16 protein-coding genes are annotated in these 18,036 nt (G+C 39.7%); 3 read left to right on the forward strand and 13 right to left on the reverse strand.

Annotated features, from left to right (window positions below; all coding sequences use genetic code 11):
* Positions 1-39: 39 nt before the first annotated feature.
* The 6 genes from ACRD64_RS05780 to ACRD64_RS05805 form a co-directional block, all read right to left on the reverse strand.
* On the reverse strand, positions 40-2,070 hold the full coding sequence (locus tag ACRD64_RS05780) for a ComEC/Rec2 family competence protein (protein WP_430932279.1): 2,031 nt from the start codon (positions 2,068-2,070) through the stop codon (positions 40-42).
* A gap of 117 nt (positions 2,071-2,187) precedes the next feature.
* On the reverse strand, positions 2,188-2,577 hold the full coding sequence (locus ACRD64_RS05785; protein ID WP_430932280.1) for an SRPBCC domain-containing protein: 390 nt from the start codon (positions 2,575-2,577) through the stop codon (positions 2,188-2,190).
* A 383-nt stretch (positions 2,578-2,960) separates the two neighbouring features.
* On the reverse strand, positions 2,961-4,160 hold the full coding sequence (locus tag ACRD64_RS05790) for an aminopeptidase C (protein ID WP_430932281.1): 1,200 nt from the start codon (positions 4,158-4,160) through the stop codon (positions 2,961-2,963).
* A gap of 291 nt (positions 4,161-4,451) precedes the next feature.
* On the reverse strand, positions 4,452-5,522 hold the full coding sequence (locus tag ACRD64_RS05795) for an AMP-binding protein (RefSeq protein WP_430932282.1): 1,071 nt from the start codon (positions 5,520-5,522) through the stop codon (positions 4,452-4,454).
* On the reverse strand, positions 5,504-6,550 hold the full coding sequence (locus ACRD64_RS05800) for an o-succinylbenzoate synthase (protein WP_430932283.1): 1,047 nt from the start codon (positions 6,548-6,550) through the stop codon (positions 5,504-5,506). The genes ACRD64_RS05795 and ACRD64_RS05800 overlap by 19 nt, the downstream gene beginning before the upstream one ends.
* A gap of 60 nt (positions 6,551-6,610) precedes the next feature.
* Positions 6,611-7,513: a 1,4-dihydroxy-2-naphthoate polyprenyltransferase gene (locus tag ACRD64_RS05805; RefSeq protein WP_430932284.1), complete on the reverse strand. Its 903-nt coding sequence runs from the start codon at positions 7,511-7,513 to the stop codon at positions 6,611-6,613.
* 168 nt (positions 7,514-7,681) lie between these two features.
* On the opposite strand from ACRD64_RS05805, the gene ACRD64_RS05810 reads away from it, so the two are divergent.
* The 3 genes from ACRD64_RS05810 (at position 7,682) to ACRD64_RS05820 (ending at position 10,952) form a co-directional block, all read left to right on the forward strand.
* Complete coding sequence (locus ACRD64_RS05810; protein ID WP_430932285.1) at positions 7,682-9,262, forward strand: AAA-like domain-containing protein; 1,581 nt, start codon at positions 7,682-7,684, stop codon at positions 9,260-9,262.
* A gap of 137 nt (positions 9,263-9,399) precedes the next feature.
* Positions 9,400-9,897, forward strand: a complete 498-nt coding sequence (locus tag ACRD64_RS05815) for a hypothetical protein (RefSeq protein WP_430932286.1) — start codon at positions 9,400-9,402, stop codon at positions 9,895-9,897.
* A gap of 311 nt (positions 9,898-10,208) precedes the next feature.
* Positions 10,209-10,952 (forward strand): hypothetical protein, encoded by a 744-nt coding sequence (locus ACRD64_RS05820; RefSeq protein ID WP_430932287.1) that lies wholly within the window; start codon positions 10,209-10,211, stop codon positions 10,950-10,952.
* Between the two features lie 451 nt (positions 10,953-11,403).
* Here the strand turns inward: ACRD64_RS05820 and menB are convergent, their stop codons facing one another.
* From menB to ACRD64_RS05855, 7 genes are all read right to left on the reverse strand, one after another.
* On the reverse strand, positions 11,404-12,225 hold the full coding sequence (gene menB / locus ACRD64_RS05825; protein ID WP_430932288.1) for a 1,4-dihydroxy-2-naphthoyl-CoA synthase: 822 nt from the start codon (positions 12,223-12,225) through the stop codon (positions 11,404-11,406).
* Between the two features lie 30 nt (positions 12,226-12,255).
* Positions 12,256-13,953 carry a 2-succinyl-5-enolpyruvyl-6-hydroxy-3-cyclohexene-1-carboxylic-acid synthase gene (menD, locus tag ACRD64_RS05830; protein ID WP_430932289.1) on the reverse strand — a complete coding sequence of 566 codons (1,698 nt, stop codon included), beginning with the start codon at positions 13,951-13,953 and terminating at the stop codon, positions 12,256-12,258.
* Between the two features lie 15 nt (positions 13,954-13,968).
* On the reverse strand, positions 13,969-15,096 hold the full coding sequence (locus tag ACRD64_RS05835; RefSeq protein ID WP_430932290.1) for a chorismate-binding protein: 1,128 nt from the start codon (positions 15,094-15,096) through the stop codon (positions 13,969-13,971).
* 2 nt (positions 15,097-15,098) lie between these two features.
* Positions 15,099-16,148, reverse strand: coding sequence for a nucleoid-associated protein (locus ACRD64_RS05840; protein ID WP_430932291.1), 1,050 nt, complete (start codon positions 16,146-16,148; stop codon positions 15,099-15,101).
* A gap of 248 nt (positions 16,149-16,396) precedes the next feature.
* Positions 16,397-16,774, reverse strand: a complete 378-nt coding sequence (locus ACRD64_RS05845; RefSeq protein WP_430932292.1) for a DUF2200 domain-containing protein — start codon at positions 16,772-16,774, stop codon at positions 16,397-16,399.
* A gap of 19 nt (positions 16,775-16,793) precedes the next feature.
* Positions 16,794-17,243, reverse strand: a complete 450-nt coding sequence (locus ACRD64_RS05850; protein WP_430932293.1) for an SRPBCC domain-containing protein — start codon at positions 17,241-17,243, stop codon at positions 16,794-16,796.
* A gap of 323 nt (positions 17,244-17,566) precedes the next feature.
* Entirely contained in the window at positions 17,567-18,028 is a 462-nt protein-coding gene (locus tag ACRD64_RS05855) for a hypothetical protein (protein WP_430932294.1), read from the reverse strand.
* Positions 18,029-18,036 lie beyond the last annotated feature (8 nt).

An 18,036-nucleotide genomic window follows, 5' to 3' on the forward strand; every position in this document is an offset into this window, starting at 1 on the left:
ATTAACACTTGATACGGGATGAATTTTGATTTGTATAGACTAGATAGTCATCGAATATGCACCATCCAACATTACAAAATGGGCATTTAACTTACGATTTATTAGTTCTTTTTGCAGATATCTGCTTTGCGAATTAGAAAACGAGGAATCAAATATTAGAGTTTGACCGTTCAATGTATCCAACATCTTTTTTATTTGAAATGACTTAAGTTTTGCGGTGAACACAATGATATCTGTATTGCGGCCAAGTTTTTTGATATCAACCTCACCATTTAAAACAAGTATGTTTTTGCCTTTAAAGGGAATAGGACATACAACAATTGAATCCATTTTATGAGGGTATAGGTTCTGCGCTTGTTGATGCAGAACGAGAGGCAGCACAGCGTAATCTATTTCTTTAGTATCCAGTGATTCATTTAGCCAACATTCGCATTGATGGATTGATGTTACTGTTATTGCCGTTTTATCCTTTACCTGATGAACCGAAAATACTTGCTGGTGGTATTTATTATAAGTTGCTACCGATATTCCTGTTATTCCAATCCATAAAAACGTCATTCCATAAACTAAATATTTACCCCGTTTTAAATGTCGCCACATCACAAACGAAATCAGCGATACATAAAACACAAATACCTGGTAAAATTGCAGCTGTATTCTTGTATATCGTGCAAATGGCAAACAACCTGTCCAAGCTGTTATCTCGTTCAAATACCCGAACATGGCTGAAATAGCATCGGCCACTAAAAGCATAACAATTGAATCTCCGGGCAGAACGATTACCATTATAGCACCAACCAACATAATGGGTAAAACAGGGATTATCAATATATTGGAAAGAATAAACCAGGTAGGAAAAAAACCAAAAAGAAAAAGACTTAAGGGAAGCGTTCCGATTTGCGCAGCCAGCGAAACGGAAACCAAAGCCCAGGTATATTTGCCCCATGGGGAAGAAAAATACCACACCCCGTTAATGAGGGGATAAAAGTACACGATGGACGCCACTGCTAAAAAGCTCAACCAAAATCCTGCATGAATAGCTGAATCTGGTTTTATGATTAAAATTATAAATGCGGCGATAGCCATGGAGTGGTAAATATTGTATCGGTGGCTCTTCCACTTGGCGATAACAAAAATGCTAAACATTAGCGTAGCCCTGGAAACAGAAGGCGACATTCCGCTAATGGCCGCATAAAACCATAAGGCAAAAATCACAATCAGAACTTTAACTAATGCTATAGCCCCTTTTCCTATCCTACCCAAAAGCGACATGAGCATGAGATAGATAATTCCGACATGAAGCCCTGAAATAGATAACACATGAATGGCACCTGCACTGGAGAAGTTTGCCTTGGTTTGGTAGTTTAACATGGATTTATTCCCGAGTACCAAGGCAGAAACTATGGCAAATTCTTCCTCGTTTAATGGAAGAAGCCGTAATTTACCTTCTGCTTTCTGACGGGCTTGATAAAAGAAACGATTTACCGAGAAGGAACGTCCCAATCTTTGAACATTTTGACGCTCTGTAAAAAACTGGCCTTCCACACCCTTGTTTTTCATGTAGTTGGCATATTCAAAGGCAAAAGGGTTTCCGGTAAGCTTTATTTCGGAAAGGGTGGCTTCATAAGCTATTTTATCCCCGGGCAGTAATTTATCTATGCTATCGTTGCGAACATACATTAAAGCATTAAAATAATATTGAGAAGTAGAATCAATATTAACACATGAGAGAATGAGGCTTTGCTTGTCATCCGCATCTTTAATCACTTGTTTTACGATGGCTCTGTAAACACGCTGTTGCGCCAATAAAGATGCATCAAAAGAATAGTTAGGTTTATTAATAATTCCGAAAGACAATAACGCCATAGGAATAATCACACCAACAATCCAACGTTTGGAATAGCGTATTCCAGAAGAACGAAATAAAAAAGTGATTACCAACAGGCTCAGCGCAAATATCAATAGATAAGATATTAACGGCGTTGGAACAAATAATGAAAGAACCCGGCCTACAAGTAGCGGTAGCAGCAAACGCACAAAAGGGACAGCACTGTAGTTAATGGAATTCATACGCTCCAGTTAGGTTTGATATCTAACTAAAGTTAACAAAATCGATTTTTAATGTCAAGTACCGTTTACCAAACTTTTCCAAAGTCAAAAATTTTGGAAAAGGTAAATTATTCAGGGTTAATCCTGTTCAAAAAATTCTTTGATAGCTCCCAGGTAATATTCGTTCCAGCCTTCACATATATCTTCAAAATCCTCTTCGGGGATATTGGTATGTACTAATTCTACCTGGCACAGGTTTTTCTGCTCAAATATTTTTATGGTTACGATGGAAGGTTCGGGCTGCTCTCCGAAATACCACTCCTGAACTACCTTTTTATTGGTTTCGAATTCCAGGTTCTTACCCGATATATCGCCTTCCCAAAGTGAAAATTCGGAATTTGGCTCGGTGGACATCTCGGCCTTATAGCCCGACCATAATTCAATGGTAAACGGATTGGTTAAGGCTGCATAAATATCCCCGGCTTCCGCCCTGATTTTCATTCGGGTTTTATAGTCTTTGTAGTTCATGATGTAGATAATTAGATATATAACTGATAAGTGGCGCTATTCTCATACAATATGGACAAATATAATCCCAAAATTGTCATTAGAAAATACCTGATAAGTAATTCGACTAATAAAATCTGAATATTTCTGCAAAACTGAATTATAAGAATTTCTTAGTCGGGACTTCCCGGATACGCAAAAAGCCTGCTGCCGTTAGAAATTATTTTTATTTTCTAAGAACCGATCTCGGATAAAATCATCCGGGAGGAAACATCAGGCATTTAAAAATAAAAGCCACCTCCGATAAACGAAAGTGGCTTTTGACGTTACCATTTATGGTTGATTGGGTAAATCGCTGGTGATGATAACGTATATCTTAACTATTGTCAATTGGCACTGTTGAACTATCTGATGCCCAATTTCTTTTTAAGCGTTTTAGGCAAAGTGTTTTTATTGATCATGATATTCATGGTTTTTAACAGCACAAAAGGTTCCGAAGCATAAAAATAACCATCGTACTTGTTATTGGTATCCCACGAATTTTTCACCTTATAATAAATGGATCCTTTCTGATCCTTCACCATTCCTGTGATATGCATTCCATGATCATCGGTACTTAAATAATTATCGAATTGTTCCTGGCGCATTTCTGGTGTAATCACTTTTTCCTTTACAGGGCCGTCAAAACTGTACATCATTTTCTCCCGCTCTGCATTGCTCATGGCTTCCCACTTTGAACGTTCCGATCCATCCATTTCTTCAATGTCGCTTTCAGGAACCACAGCTACCCCATTTCTGAAAGAAAACCCTTTTTCGCTGACATCGGATGCCCACCCAAAGGTATGCCCTTGTTCCAGGGTGGCATGCATAATCTCCTTTAAATCATCTAAGGTAACATTGTAAACTTCCCCCCACACCCAGTTATCAGGTACTTCAAATACAAACTTCGAATAATAAGGGTGGTGGGTAAACGATGTTAATATGATATAATCATCCGCATCTAACCCTGTAACTTCTTTGGCAAATGTTTTTGGGGTGTATTCCTTTTCCTTGTAGGTAAATGTTTCAGGGTACTCCCCCATGTATGCATCCAATATGCCGTTAAATCCTTTGTGCCACACCGGAGATAGTTTTTTGTTCTTGTTTTCGATAACACCATCAACATATACTTTTAACAGTTTATCCAACTCCCCATGCACATGCTTAGGCTCACCGTAATTTAATCCTGCATATGTTTCTTCGGGAACAATACCATAGTTACGCAAAGTGTAAAGCACATCTTCGAAGGATCCACCTGCCCCAAAGTTTAATGATCCATGCAAACGAACGTATTTTACGGCCTTATCTGAATAACAGTTTCTTACCACGAACATTTCGGATAAATCAAAAGAGCCCTTCCCGTTTTTTATAGCCTCGGATTCCAAAAACGAAAGTCCCGAAAAACTCCAGCAAGTACCTGAACGATATTGATTTTTAACCGATGTTGCTTCTAAATCATAGATAGTTTCAAATTTGTATCCCTCTTCTTTTTTGTCCTGTGCACTTAAGTTGCTCAACGTCATAAAAGCAATCAAAACAGCACTTGTCAACTTTAAATTCTTCATATAATTAATTTTTCATGCAGGTGACATCCATAAATCAGGCCGGTTTCTGACCCATCCGCCAAAGAAAGCAAAACCCATTTTTTTTTACTATGATTTTCGGCATGTTTGTATTTGGGTCACCTTCTTTCATTCGGACTACAATTCTTCACCAAATAATTATTCGCCCAAATCCATTCAACGCACAATAGGCATGAGAAAATACATCATGCGGTTTCAACACGATTATTCATAGGCCTCGTTTTGGAATGGCAAATGGTAAAATGACATTCATCAGAACAAGTACCACTCAAATTACATGCCACTGATTAATCTCTTTACTTCCCCCCGCTTAATTTTACCCGTTTCGGTTAAAGGGAAATTTGGAATAATTTTAATCTCCTTGGGAATTTCATATTTGGAAAGTACGGAAGAAAAATCGGCGAGATGAACTTGCCCACGGCTTGTTTCCAAAACCATTACCACCCTCTCACCCAGTTTATCATCGGGTAAAGATGAGATAACAAAGGGTACCTTTATTACGGAAGCCAATTTCATTTCCACCTCCTCCGGAATTATTTTAACGCCTCCCGTGTTAATGATACTGTCGTATCTTCCCAAAAACAGGAATTCATGCTTGTTTTTCAGTTTGACAATATCGTTGGTAATTATTTTTTTTTCGCTGATATCAGGTGCTATAATTTTTAAACAACCCCTTTCGTCCTGTTCAAAGAACACGTTAGGCATGGCTTTAAAAAAACCGCACCCTGCTTTTATCTCCCGGATAGCCACATGCGATACTGTCTCGGTCATGCCATAGGTTTCATAAAACCGGGTAGGTAAACCCATCAACTGCTTCTTTAATCCGGATGAAACCGCCCCGCCTCCTATAATTACCGATTTTATTTTTTTAGTACAATCAGGAATTGAATGATACACCTGCAATGGAACCATTGCCGCAAAATCAATTGATCCGGGGATACCCAAAAGTGGAGTACCTGTGGGCTCTGCCAGAACCAAATTAAAACCACCGACAAATGCCCGAACCAACATCATCTTACCTGCAATATAGTTGGCTGACAAACACAACAGGGCTGTTTTCTCCGGAGTCAAATTAAAATATCCCACCGTTTTCTTTGCCGAAGCAAGCATATACTTTTTCTGCAATCGGATTTCTTTCGGTATTCCCGTTGAACCCGAAGTATGTGCAACCACATAATCGCCAGGCGATAACCATTGAAGAATAAATTGATAGATATGTGTTTGCCATTCAGGCATGGGATTATGTTCGAGTTGAGTGGCACAAAACCCCTTCAATTCTTCTCCTTCACGGCAAATCCCATCTAACTTTATGCTGTTATATTTTTCTATGGTAAATCTCCCCATGACTCATTCCTATTATAGCTAAGATGACCGGCTTTCACCTGTAACGGAGAATTGATATTATTAGAAAACACCCGACCCGTGCCCAACCCCTGCGGCATGGAATTATGCTGAACAGCCGTCCATTGGGCAATGGCATTTAGTCCGACATTCCCCTCCAGCGCCGAGGTGGCCCACCAATTAACATGATACTTTTCCGCTAAGCTAACCCATTCTTCCGATGCCTTAAACCCGCCTAATAAGGAGGGCTTTAAAATAATATATTGAGGTTTAATAACCGAAATCATTTCCTCTTTTTGCAGAACGTTATATATTCCAATCAATTCCTCATCCAAGGCAATCGGCAAGGGTGTTCCTGCGCAAAGCTCTGCCATCGTTTGCCATTGTCCTGCTTTTATGGGCTGCTCTATGGAATGGATACCCAGTTCACTCAGCTCGGTTAACTTTCCCATGGCTTCATCAGTTGCAAAAGCGCCATTGGCATCTACCCTTATTTCTATTTGAGCGGCATCGTATGTTTTTCTAATTTCCTGAATCAATTCTATTTCCTTTCGAAAATCCAGCGCCCCGACCTTTATCTTTATGCAATTAAAACCTTCTTCAAGTTTTTGCGCTAACTGTTCTTTCATATATCCCGTCTCGCCCATCCAGATTAATCCATTAATGGGGATCGCCTTTTCTCCTATTGAAAATTCGGAGTGAAATATTTTCCTGACGCCTCCATTCCTTAAGTCAAGCAAGGCCATTTCCACGGCAAATCGTATCGCGGGCCATTCTTTTAAATATTCGTGAAAATTAATAACGTAGGAGTTGATGTTGCTGCAAACTTCTGCTAGTTTCTTTTCGAGGTCAGGCCTGTCGTCCATGCTCAGCTTCGGCAAGATGGAACATTCACCAAGACCTACAACCTCTGGTCTGGCCGTTTCATAAACGCGGATATACCAGCTATCCTTTGTCTTTAACACCCCGCGTGAGGTACCCCCGGGTGTGACAAATTTTAAGGTATGTTTTTTAAAAGAAGCTGTTAGCATAAAAAATGTATCATGTAAGAAGGCTCAAAGCCTGATCATTTCTAGCGGGGTATCAAGATATTAAAAAAACAATCCAAATCCCGACAACAAAACCAAAAGAAATGTGGCTATGGCCAATTTTTTAAGTTGAGGGTCAAGAAGTTTTGGTTCTTGGTTTTTACGCACAAAAACAAGGTTTTTTATAAGAATAACAAAAACCGGAACAAACAACCATTGCCAAGAACTATTGAATTGAAACACCCCGTAAACAGCCATTAAAACCATAGCGCCAATAAGAAGAAAGGCATGGTATTTTTTACCCCAACTACTTCCGTTCTTCACGACCAGCGTATTTTTCCCTGTTTTAGTATCATTCTCTACATCGCGCAGATTGTTCAGATTTAAAACCCCGGTACTTAAGAAGCCAATGGCCGAGGCAGGCAACAACAGCCATACGTTAAAACTTCCTGTATGTAAAAAGTAAGTTCCCAACACCCCTGCTAAGCCAAAAAATAAGAATACAAAAAAATCGCCCATACCTTTATAACCATACGGATTTTTACCCACCGTATATTTAATAGCGGCAGCAATAGCTCCTACCCCTAACACCAATAAACCCCATGCCTTTATACTCATCGCCTCAAAATTTCCATAGCTGATTAATACCAATCCTGAAATTAAGGACAGTATGGAAAACAGAATAACGGTGATTTTCATTTCAGACGTTGATATTTTGCCTGTGGACACCATGCGTTCCGGCCCAACACGCTCTTCATTGTCAGCCCCTGAAACAGCATCGCCATAGTCATTGGCCACATTGCTTAATACCTGCAACAAAATTGTAGTTACAATGGCCAATATACCAACCTGCCAATTATATGCTTGATGATAGGCTGCAATAAAATTACCCATTAAAATAGAAGACAAAGCCAAGGGAAGTGTTCGCAACCTAAAGGCTATGATATAAGATTTAAATTTTGACATGTAGAATACCGCAAAGGTTTTATTAAGGCCCTAAAGATATTAAACTGGATGAAAGTTCACAACCAACGATCCGAACAGTTTGTGCTATATGTTAACAATAAGCATAACACACCATACCAATCATCTCCTTTTTTCGTACATTTGTTATAACCAAAAGTAAAACGAGTCATGCAAAAGTTTTTTAACACAGCCGGACCTGTTAATCAGGATGAACACTATAAACTTGATCCGCTTTCTAGGTTCGATCTTGAAGAGATTGAATTCTTAATTGCTCAGAAGAAATATTTTATAATGCATGCTCCTCGCCAAACCGGTAAAACCAGTTGCCTTTTGGCATTGCGTGAATACTTAAACTCGCAAGACGATTATTTCGCACTTTATATTAATGTAGAAGCAGGACAGGCCTACCGCAACAACATTGATGCTGTTCAACGGGTTATTATCAAAGAAATTGAAGAGCAATTAAAGCAATCAGATATTCCTCTTAAAAACAACGACATATATGAACCAGAAAGTTTATATGGTTTCAGTTATGTCAGGGACTTTGTAGCTAATTTGTGCCGAATGCTAAGTAAACCCCTGGTTCTCATGATCGACGAAATAGATGCACTTGTAGGTGATTCCCTTATTTCAGTATTACGTCAGATACGCGCAGGTTATACATCACGTCCCGAATCATTTCCCCAAAGTATTATATTATGCGGTGTTCGCGATGTGAAAGATTACAGAATCCACACCTCCGGGCAAGATATTATTACAGGTGGTAGTGCATTCAACATCAAAGCCAGATCTTTAAAGTTAGGTAACTTCACAATAGAAGATATTAAAAACCTTTACCTGGAACACACAAAAGAAACAGGACAAATATTTGAAGAGGATTGTTTCCCGTTGGTATGGGAATATACCGAGGGTCAACCCTGGCTGGTTAATGCACTGGGCTTTGAGATAACCTTTGAGATGAAAAAAAACAGAGACCGTTCTGTCCATATTACACCTCAAATGATAAAATCGGCCAAAGAAAACCTGATTATGCGGAGGGAGACCCATCTGGACCAACTGAGTGACAAACTTAAGGAAGAGAGGGTACACAATGTAATTTCATATTTGTTGGCCTCTTCTGACCAAGCCGTTGGAGGAAGCAATGACGACATAGAATACGTGATGGATCTTGGTCTGATCACCAAAGAAGTTGGTAGCAATTACAGAATAAGTAATGCCATCTACAAAGAGGTCATTCCACGGGAGCTGACATGGTCGACACAAGGCTCAATTACCGAAGATCGTTTGTGGTATCTTAATCCTGACGGCCGTTTAAATATGGAAAAACTGATGCAGGGATTTCAAAATTTCTTCAGGAAAAACTCGGAAAGCTGGATAGAACGTTTTGACTACAAAGCAGCAGGCCCCCAATTATTGATGCAAGCCTATCTTCAACGAATTGTAAATGGTGGAGGCTTTATCAACAGAGAATACGGGTTAGGTATGATGCGTACCGACCTACATGTCCAATTCCCGTACGGCGATAACCAATGGCAGGAAGAAGTTATTGAGCTAAAGATTATTCACGACAGTTACGAACAAACACTAGCGAAGGGACTTACACAAACTTCTGCATACATTGATAAATGTGGAACCGCTGATGGACATTTGGTTATTTTTAACAGAGATACCGATACAAGCTGGGACGAAAAGATCACTTATAATCTGCATCATTTCCAAGGGAAGGACATCCATGTTTGGGGAATGTAATAAATAGATTGTTAGATTGGAGATAATAGCCTAATTGGCTATAACCATTCCACAACCAAAATCCATCCATTTGTATTACAAAACATTTTCATTATGTTTGTATACAAACACTAACAAACTAACTTAAAACCATTACCATGGACAATCAAACTAACCAAGAAACACAAGTTGTACCTGCATTGGCATTTTCGGAAAATGCACTTAAATTTTTAAAAACAGGAGCCGGCTGGGCCAAATTCATAGCCATTATCGGTTTCATTTTTGTTGGGCTTATTGCCTTTGGAGGACTCATTTTTGGAATTGTATTCTCTTTTATTGGCGATGGCATGTTTCCAGTTCCCATGCCATTTCCTCCTGCCATATTTAGTTTCTTGTATTTAATACTGGCTTTGATTTATTTTTTCCCGGTATTTTACTTGTATAAGTTTTCTTCAAAGGCTTATGAGGCAGTGGTAACGCTTACAAGCAAGAATCTGGAAATAGCCATGTTAAACCTAAAATCTTACTTTAAATTTATTGGGATATTGATTATTGTGATGTTTGCATTATATGCTATTGGAATAATCGTAATGATTGCAGGGTTCTCTTTTTTCCAAAATGAAATAATGCAGATGGGAGGAGGAGCTGTGATGTAAAACAAGAATAAGTGTGGACTAATTCGCTTTTAAATATTCTCAGGCTTCATATGCACCTTTGACTTCAATAAGCGGTATAAATAAACAATACTTGCGAATATTATTAATAAACCAATAGGATAATCATTTTACCATTTAACTTTGGTAACTTATTATTTATAAACTTTTAAAACATTATATTCACAAGTGAAAATTAGATATCAAACAGATGACCCCTAAGACCGGAAACCCGCCGGCAGAGTTTTGACGGACAACACCGAAAGGTACGGCCCAGGGCATCTGCAAGTACTAACCGTCAAATTTATACAAAAATGACAAACAAAGAAGCTTACGAGGCTAAATTTGCCGAGGCAACGGCCATCCCGGCCGAAAAAACACGCTACCCCTACATTCCCGTAGACGAATACACCGACGAGTGCGAGGAACTTTTTTACACCGCTACCCAGGACAAGCAAGCTTTACTTAAGGCTGGTTTACAAGAAACCATGATTTCTAATCTAGAAATCCTTACTGATGCTTTACGCGAAGCGCAAAGCATTTGGAACCGGGACAGAGACCTAAAAAAGGAAAATGCCAAAGAATGGGCCGAAAAATCAGAACAAGGTTTTAATTTACGCAACGAAATGTTGCGAGCCTGCAAATATGCCTACAGGCATAACAATGATATTTTACGCAGAGTAGCGGCTATTGCCGAAGGAGAAGACACCGCTGATATGATTCAGGATTTAAACGATTTGTCCGTGTTGGCCAGAACCTACCCGGAACCCATACTGGGAGTTGGCTGCACGAATGAAAAAATAGAATTGTCCAGCACCTTATCTGGCGAGTTGGCTGCCTTACGTTATATAGCCAATGGCGAAAGAGAAGAAAGCAACGAAAACAAAATTATCCGCGACCAAATGTACACCCTGTTAAAAGAAGTAAACGATGAAGTTAGGGAATGTGGCAAGTTTGTATTCTGGAACAACCCTGAAAAACTAAAAAAATACAGTAGCCGCTATAACAGAAAACACAGGGGCAATGGTTCCAATGATGAAAATCCTATAACGGAGTAAATAAAAAATCCCTTTTCAAAACACCCCCATCCCCGTATCTTTGATACGGTACTTCCCCCGGCTACTAAGCCAGGGGAAGAACTGTACAAAGGAGTTTATATTTTACAGAATAATATCGATGAACAGCTCCACCTCCCCGCTGAACTGCCCCAGATGACCGCTGAACAGCATTCCTGAGGCGCTGAAGTGTTTTACCCCACCGCTGAACAGGCTGCATAAAGCGCTGAAGTGTTCAATCTACCCGCTGAACTACCTACCAGGGCGGTGAACAGGGTCAACCACGCACTGAACGCACATTTTCAATAATTTAGCACCTTATACCAAACACCGATTATTGAGCGAAGTGAAATCCCGTATCCTATAGAATTAATTTCTACGGGACCGACTGACCATATACCGATAACGGAACACCGATTACTGTTTTACTGCCTACTGAAGACTGCCTACTGAATCACGGAAACTTAGGAAACTGCTTAAAATCCGGATCTCTTTTCTCCAGGAATGCATTTTTACCTTCCTGCGCTTCTTCCATCAGGTAATACATTAAGGTGGCATCACCGGCCATTTCCATCAGACCGTGCTGACCGTCTAATTCGGCGTTTAATCCCCGTTTGATCATTCTTAAGGCCAGCGGACTGCGCTTCATGATGGTACGGCACCATTGAACGGTTGTATCTTCCAACTCCTCCAGAGGAACCACTTTGTTGACCATACCCATTTTTTCCGCTTCTAAGGCTGTGTATTGCTCACATAGGAACCAGATTTCGCGGGCTTTCTTTTGGCCCACGTGACGCGCCAGGTAAGAAGAACCAAAACCGGCATCGAAGCTTCCCACTTTAGGCCCTGTTTGTCCAAAGCGGGCATTGTCCGAAGCTATGGTCAGGTCGCAAATCACGTGCAGTACGTGACCTCCCCCAATGGCGTAACCGTTAACCATGGCAATGACAGGCTTGGGCAGAGAACGGATTTTCTTGTGCAGGTCTAACACGTTCAGGCGAGGCACACCTTCCTCATCGATATATCCGCCAACACCTTTTACTTTTTGGTCGCCACCAGAACAAAATGCTTTATCACCCGTTCCGGTTAAAACGACCACATTAATATCCTGACGCTCACGACAGATCTCGAACGCATCCAGCATATCCATAATTGTTTCCGGACGGAAAGCGTTATACACCTCTGGTCGATTGATGGTTACTTTGGCTATGCCTTCAAAAAACTCGAATTTAATGTCGGAATACGCTTTGATGGTTTCCCAGTTATATTTGCTCATATTTTTTAGATAATAAATATATACCCTAATCTACGTGTTTGACTGTAGATTCTTAAAATACTTTCTTAAAATTTTACCATTTAATTCGCCTGGCGTAAAAACCTCCAACAAAGTAGCTTGTTCATTGCTTTCCACAAATTCCTGATAAGAAGATTGTAATTCCTCCTGGTTAGCACACGAAAGATATCTTAAACCAAATGCTTTGGCAATATACTCGGCAGATTGATGGTGTTTGGCCTCAAAAAATTCCTCCAGCTCCTCAGCCTCGGCTGGCCCGGGAATAAACCTGAATATTCCACCTCCCCCATTGTTCATAACCACAATTTTAAAATTCGGTTTTAGATATTTGTTCCACAAACCGTTGGAATCGTAAAAGAATGACAAGTCACCAGTGACCAACATTGTTGGTTTATCCTGAACGTTGGCAGCTCCAACAGCTGTGCTTACGCTGCCATCAATCCCACTGGTGCCTCTATTGGAATATGTATTCACCTTAATCTCATCCTGAAACAATTGCGCGTATCTGACCGGAGTACTGTTGGCCAAATGTAAGGCTGTATCCTGCGGTAAATGACTATAAATATACGACAGCGCTTTAAAGTCACTCCATTTAGCTTCTTCAACATAAGCCAGGTGTGCCTTTCTGTTCTTTTCCCTTCTCTGGTGCCACATATGTTGATAGCGGCTTTTTTTATTTTCAACCCTTCCCGCAATTTGCTTGAAAAAATCTAACGGATTCATCTTAACCGAAAGACTTAGATGCTGAAAGGTATCAATCACATTATCGTTTAACGCAATATGCCAATGCGCTTTGGGAGGATTTTCCCTAAGTACTTTTTTAATTTGCTTGCTAACAATCTGCCCTCCAAAGGTAATGAGCATCGATGGTTTGAACAGTGCCGTTTCATACCCGTTAATACTAAACACCTGGCGGTCGATACATTCCACCAACTTTTCACCTTTTAAATTGGAAGTGGTTTCCGTAAGCACAACCGTATTTGCATTATCCGCAACTGTATTTATCACATGGTTTAGTTCGTCATCCGGAGCAAGAACTCCCGTTAAAATCATTACGGATTCAGCTTTATTCCACTTCTCCCCTAACGCATTTAGCTGGACTTCTGATAACACAGCATCCGGCACCAGGTTCAAATAAGGATCTTTCTTTAGACTCATAGCAGAAGTCCGTCCGTACAAAGGCTCCCTTAACGGGATATTGATATGAACCGGCCCCATAACCGGTTGAATGGTTTTGTGAAACGCTTCGGTGATACAGCGCTCGGTATACCATTGGTCATCGGGATGATTAACTTTTATCGGCAAATCTATTCCGTACCGAATGTAATTTGAAAAAACGGAAGATTGATTAATCGTTTGTCCGTCGGCCTGGCCCACCCACTCAGGTGGTCTGTCAGCGGTTAAAACCATCAAAGGTATTTCCTGGTAAAATGCCTCCGCCACTGCCGGCGCATAATTTAAAACAGCCGAACCACTGGTACAAACAACAGCCACAGGACGTCTGAGCTGCTGCGCCATGCCCAATGCAAAAAAACCGGCGCTTCGTTCGTCAACAATGGTGTAACACTCTATCTCTTTAATGGAGTTAAAAGACAGAATCAGCGGGGCATTGCGCGAACCCGGAGAAATCACCACTTCTTTCAAGCCGAGCTTTACACACTGCTGCACTAATATTTGTACTATTGGTTTATCTGATATCGTTTTTGTCATTTCTTTTGTTTACCCTTATTTTAAAACCCTACAATGATTTTTTCCATCAATCACATCATCCATCACACTCATCATCGTTTCCGCCTTCAATTCCGTTTCCTGCCACTCTTTCTCTACTTCCGAACCCGCTGTTATTCCGCCTCCCAAATATAAATCTACACCACCTTTCACAAACTTCATACTCCTGATATTCACAAACAGTTTAATGTCGTTTGGTTGAATTCTTCCCAAAAAGCCGGCATAAACAGAACGTTCATGACGTTCAACCTGATGAATCACTTTCATGGACGCCAACTTTGGCAGACCACATACGGCAGGAGTTGGGTGCAAATCGTTAATAAAACTCCCCAACCTTGTGGCAATATGATCTATCTTAAAACTATATTGCGTTTTTAAATGCGCCATTTTTCCCGCGACAATGGTTTCGGGTCCATCCACTTTGGCATCCTCAATTCCGTATTTGGCCAAAACACCTGTCACAAAATCAGTAACTATCTGTTGTTCGTCCATTTCTTTTTCGCCCCAGTTAGCCTTAACTTGTCCATTATTCTTTAGGGTTCCCGCCAGCGAAACCGTGGTTCCCAGTCCTTGCTCAGCTTTAAAAAGCAACTCCGGGCTTGCTCCCGTCCATAAACCTGTTTGCGGCGTATAGAACATAAAAGCATATGCCCCGGGATAAGCCTGACTTAGTGTGAAATAAAAATCCGAGGCCAAATTTCTTTCCAGTCCATCATGGTGTTTTATTCTGGATAAGATGGCTTTTGAAACTACACCGGATTTGATATTGGCATATAATTGAGCGAACTGATCTGTATAATCCGAATAATCAGCGTAAAATGATCCTGAATGATCTTCTTCCGGGAAGGCGCTTATCTTTTTTATTTCCGCCCAAACCTTTTCACTTACTTCCGAGGAATCTATTTGATAATCAACATCCAAACACAAGACCTTAGATTGATCTAAAGAGAATGGGGCAATGGTAAAAATATCTCCGATTGAAAAAATATCCTCAACATCCCTTTCCAGAACCGATTTGGATATAATCAAAATATCTTTACCTGAATGAGGCAAATTATACATTGCAAAAGGTATATCATGCGCAATGCAATATTGTAGTAGCTCCGATTGATCGTTTTTCTCCACTCCTAGCTTTCTATTTCGTAATAAAGCGTGTAATAATTCAATCCTTTTTGTTGATCGTACCCTCTTTCTACATAATCCCTACGCCCATGAATATACACGTGAAAGTTTTTATCCAACTTTAAAATAGATTTGAATGTGCTTTTCTGACCTTTTACCGCACTTTTGGAGATATCAAACTCTTCCTTTAAGGGCACGCTCGATTCTTGCTGATAACTTTCTTTATAATCCTTAAACGCCTCTATCACCTCGGGTTGCCCAATCACTTCATGCTCAAAGTTAGCCTCGTTAAAGTTATCCTTACTGTTAAAAAAATCCATGGATTTGTTCAGCATATCAATCTGGTCGGCACGCGCCACCTCGTTCTCCTTGTTGTACACGTTATCCACAAAACCACGGCACATCTCCATGTAATTGCGTGTGAAGTAATAATTATCCTCGCGCGGTTGAAGGCCTAAAAAGTCGTCCACCCAAAAACGGGCCTCATTACCTTTGTTAATATTATCGATAGAGCAAATTTTATAGCCCTGATCTTGTTCCGTATTAAAAATCAAACAGCCTTTATCTAGCTTTTTAATATTAATTCCCTCTTGTGTACCCAGCTCAAAGTTTTGATCCTTCAAGTAAACCTTCAGAAACGTTTCTTTATTTTCCGATTTAAAAATTCCAATGGCATTTACCAACTCTCCGTCCACCACCACATTGCTAAACATGGCCATATAAAACTCCCCACCCCTTATTTTAGGATGATTGGAGTTCTCATACAAGTACTCGGCTATTTGTATGGATGAATCGTAAAATTTCGAAACATCATCAAACAACATTTGCGTTGTGGAATAAACCGGATTGTTATTTATGTCTTCGGGATGGAAGAAATTATAATAAGCATCATCCTTAAATGGCTTGAAAAAATAGTTCAGTAATACATCCGAAACAATTTCATCGTCCTGCAGGTGCATCATGTCTTTTGAAAAGCGCATAGGTTCGGCCTCGGCCCTGCAGCCCACTTGGTGTACTACCATCTTATCAATAGTAGCTTGCGAAAAATCAATCATTGCTTATCATTTTTTTAACAGCCTACAAATATAATAATTCAGGATGAACAGAGCCTGTTCCGCCCTAAAAAAAGCGGAAGCGACAAAGAGTCAATGAGTTTTTTTGTTACAGCCACTGGTAACATAGTGCGAAATCCAAAGCACAAACTTATCAAGTCGTTACATCGTTTATTTCATATTATTTTGTTCATATTTAGCACTCTGCCCGCATTACGTTCACCATTAGCAACCGTTTTCTTTTTTAGAAGTCATGGGACAGGTTCATCATTACGTAAAATCTTCTCCATTTTTCGTCCTTTTGCCAATTCATCTACCAATTTGTCTAAATATCTTACTTGTTGGGTCAATGGATTATCTATTTCTTCAATTCGATAACCACATATTACGCCCTTAATGAGATGGGCATTAGGGTTCAGTTCCGCGTTATTAAAGAATGCTTCAAATGTTGCTTTCTCAGCAATAAGTTCTTGTACTTTGAATTCATCAAAACCGGTTAGCCACTCAATCACTTGATGCAGTTCTTCTTTTGTTCTTCCTTTCTTTTCGACCTTTGTCAAGTAATGAGGATAAACAGAAGCAAATGTCATTTTTGCTATTCGCTGGTTATGTTCAGATGTCACTTTCATGATATATTAATTTTTACTGTCAGCCATTTTCATTTTTTCTCATAAAATCATATGCTCCCTTCCGAAGTTGTATTCCATATTCCAGATAGGCTTTCATGCAGGCAAGAAAATTTGCCCATCCCGCAGTATTACCAATAACCCATTTCAGGTTATGTTCATTAAATTCCTTTCCGCTTTCGGTAACTTTTACTACAGTACTTTTGTCAGGAAGAGATTCTAATACCATGTTTACAACGGTTTCTGGATCCCAAACAAATGAAACTGAACGATTGGTTTCAATCTTAATTTCTTTCACTGGATACTTGTCGGCAAATTCTGGAAATTTCCAAATCACTTCTTTTCCTGATTCCAGTCGTCCGCTACTTTCTGAAATAAAATATTGGGTCATTAGCATGGGATCTACAATCCCTTCAAAAACTTCTTCTATCGGTTTCTGAATTTGTAAAGTGGCTTGAGACATAAGTTTCATCTTGATTTTTTTTAAATTATATAGATAAGATTTATTGCTAATTGGTCTCTTACAAATTGACGTTAACGCTGCGAATAGGGCTGTATTTAAAAGATAACAAATAAGCCCCCAAAATTCCTTAAATAGATAAAACAACAAATGTCTAATTTGTTTTGTTTTCTTTTGCGTGGGGAAACCCTAATACCCTGTTGACAAAACAGGTCGGCTTTGCAAGCTCTTTGTTAAAGACTGGGATTAAGCGCTGGCCCGTGAGGCTTTGACAATGGTGGCGTCCTTAAAACCATCGGTTTCTCCTTTGCCCCGGTTTTGTACGACATATTTTATTATTTACTGGATTGTTTTTTTTCAGCTTCTTTTTTTAAGTCGTTAGAAAACTTTTCAAATGATTCATCAAAGGGAGGTATCATTTTAGAAAACAATGGAAATAATGGTCCACCAATTTTTTCTGACATAACAAAGTTTGTTTGTCCGTTTAAGTTTGGTGTCAATTTGTATTCTCGTTTACCCATAGCGTCACCCCAAACCAATCGTTTTTCTGGTTCAAATACGCTAACGGAAAGTTTGAAAACTCTTTTTGGGTCAAGATACGATTTGAGTTGTATCTTTTCTCCAAGTGCAATTTTTCCATCAATGGAAATAATAGTTGAATTCCAATTAGGATAATCCTTTGCATGGGTTAGCAAGCCCCAAATTGTCTTAGGATCGGCTTGAATGTCGATACTTACAAAGGTTTCCCTGCTAAATAACTTTTTGGTTGTCGTTGCTTTGCCATTTAACTTTGTCATGATCTTTT

The sequence above is a fragment of the Saccharicrinis sp. 156 genome, from assembly GCF_050589685.1.
GTDB lineage: Bacteria > Bacteroidota > Bacteroidia > Bacteroidales > Marinilabiliaceae > Saccharicrinis.

Excerpts from the sequence above, each read along its gene's own strand:
- ACRD64_RS05780 (WP_430932279.1), bottom strand. The coding sequence starts at position 2,070 with ATGAATTCCATTAACTACAGTGCTGTCCCTTTTGTGCGTTTGCTGCTA.
- ACRD64_RS05785 (WP_430932280.1), bottom strand. The coding sequence starts at position 2,577 with ATGAACTACAAAGACTATAAAACCCGAATGAAAATCAGGGCGGAAGCC.
- ACRD64_RS05790 (WP_430932281.1), bottom strand. The coding sequence starts at position 4,160 with ATGAAGAATTTAAAGTTGACAAGTGCTGTTTTGATTGCTTTTATGACG.
- ACRD64_RS05795 (WP_430932282.1), bottom strand. The coding sequence starts at position 5,522 with ATGGGGAGATTTACCATAGAAAAATATAACAGCATAAAGTTAGATGGG.
- ACRD64_RS05800 (WP_430932283.1), bottom strand. The coding sequence starts at position 6,550 with ATGCTAACAGCTTCTTTTAAAAAACATACCTTAAAATTTGTCACACCC.
- ACRD64_RS05805 (WP_430932284.1), bottom strand. The coding sequence starts at position 7,513 with ATGTCAAAATTTAAATCTTATATCATAGCCTTTAGGTTGCGAACACTT.
- ACRD64_RS05810 (WP_430932285.1), top strand. The coding sequence starts at position 7,682 with ATGCAAAAGTTTTTTAACACAGCCGGACCTGTTAATCAGGATGAACAC.
- ACRD64_RS05815 (WP_430932286.1), top strand. The coding sequence starts at position 9,400 with ATGGACAATCAAACTAACCAAGAAACACAAGTTGTACCTGCATTGGCA.
- ACRD64_RS05820 (WP_430932287.1), top strand. The coding sequence starts at position 10,209 with ATGACAAACAAAGAAGCTTACGAGGCTAAATTTGCCGAGGCAACGGCC.
- menB (WP_430932288.1), bottom strand. The coding sequence starts at position 12,225 with ATGAGCAAATATAACTGGGAAACCATCAAAGCGTATTCCGACATTAAA.
- menD (WP_430932289.1), bottom strand. The coding sequence starts at position 13,953 with ATGACAAAAACGATATCAGATAAACCAATAGTACAAATATTAGTGCAG.
- ACRD64_RS05840 (WP_430932291.1), bottom strand. The coding sequence starts at position 16,148 with ATGATTGATTTTTCGCAAGCTACTATTGATAAGATGGTAGTACACCAA.
- ACRD64_RS05845 (WP_430932292.1), bottom strand. The coding sequence starts at position 16,774 with ATGAAAGTGACATCTGAACATAACCAGCGAATAGCAAAAATGACATTT.
- ACRD64_RS05850 (WP_430932293.1), bottom strand. The coding sequence starts at position 17,243 with ATGAAACTTATGTCTCAAGCCACTTTACAAATTCAGAAACCGATAGAA.
- ACRD64_RS05855 (WP_430932294.1), bottom strand. The coding sequence starts at position 18,028 with ATGACAAAGTTAAATGGCAAAGCAACGACAACCAAAAAGTTATTTAGC.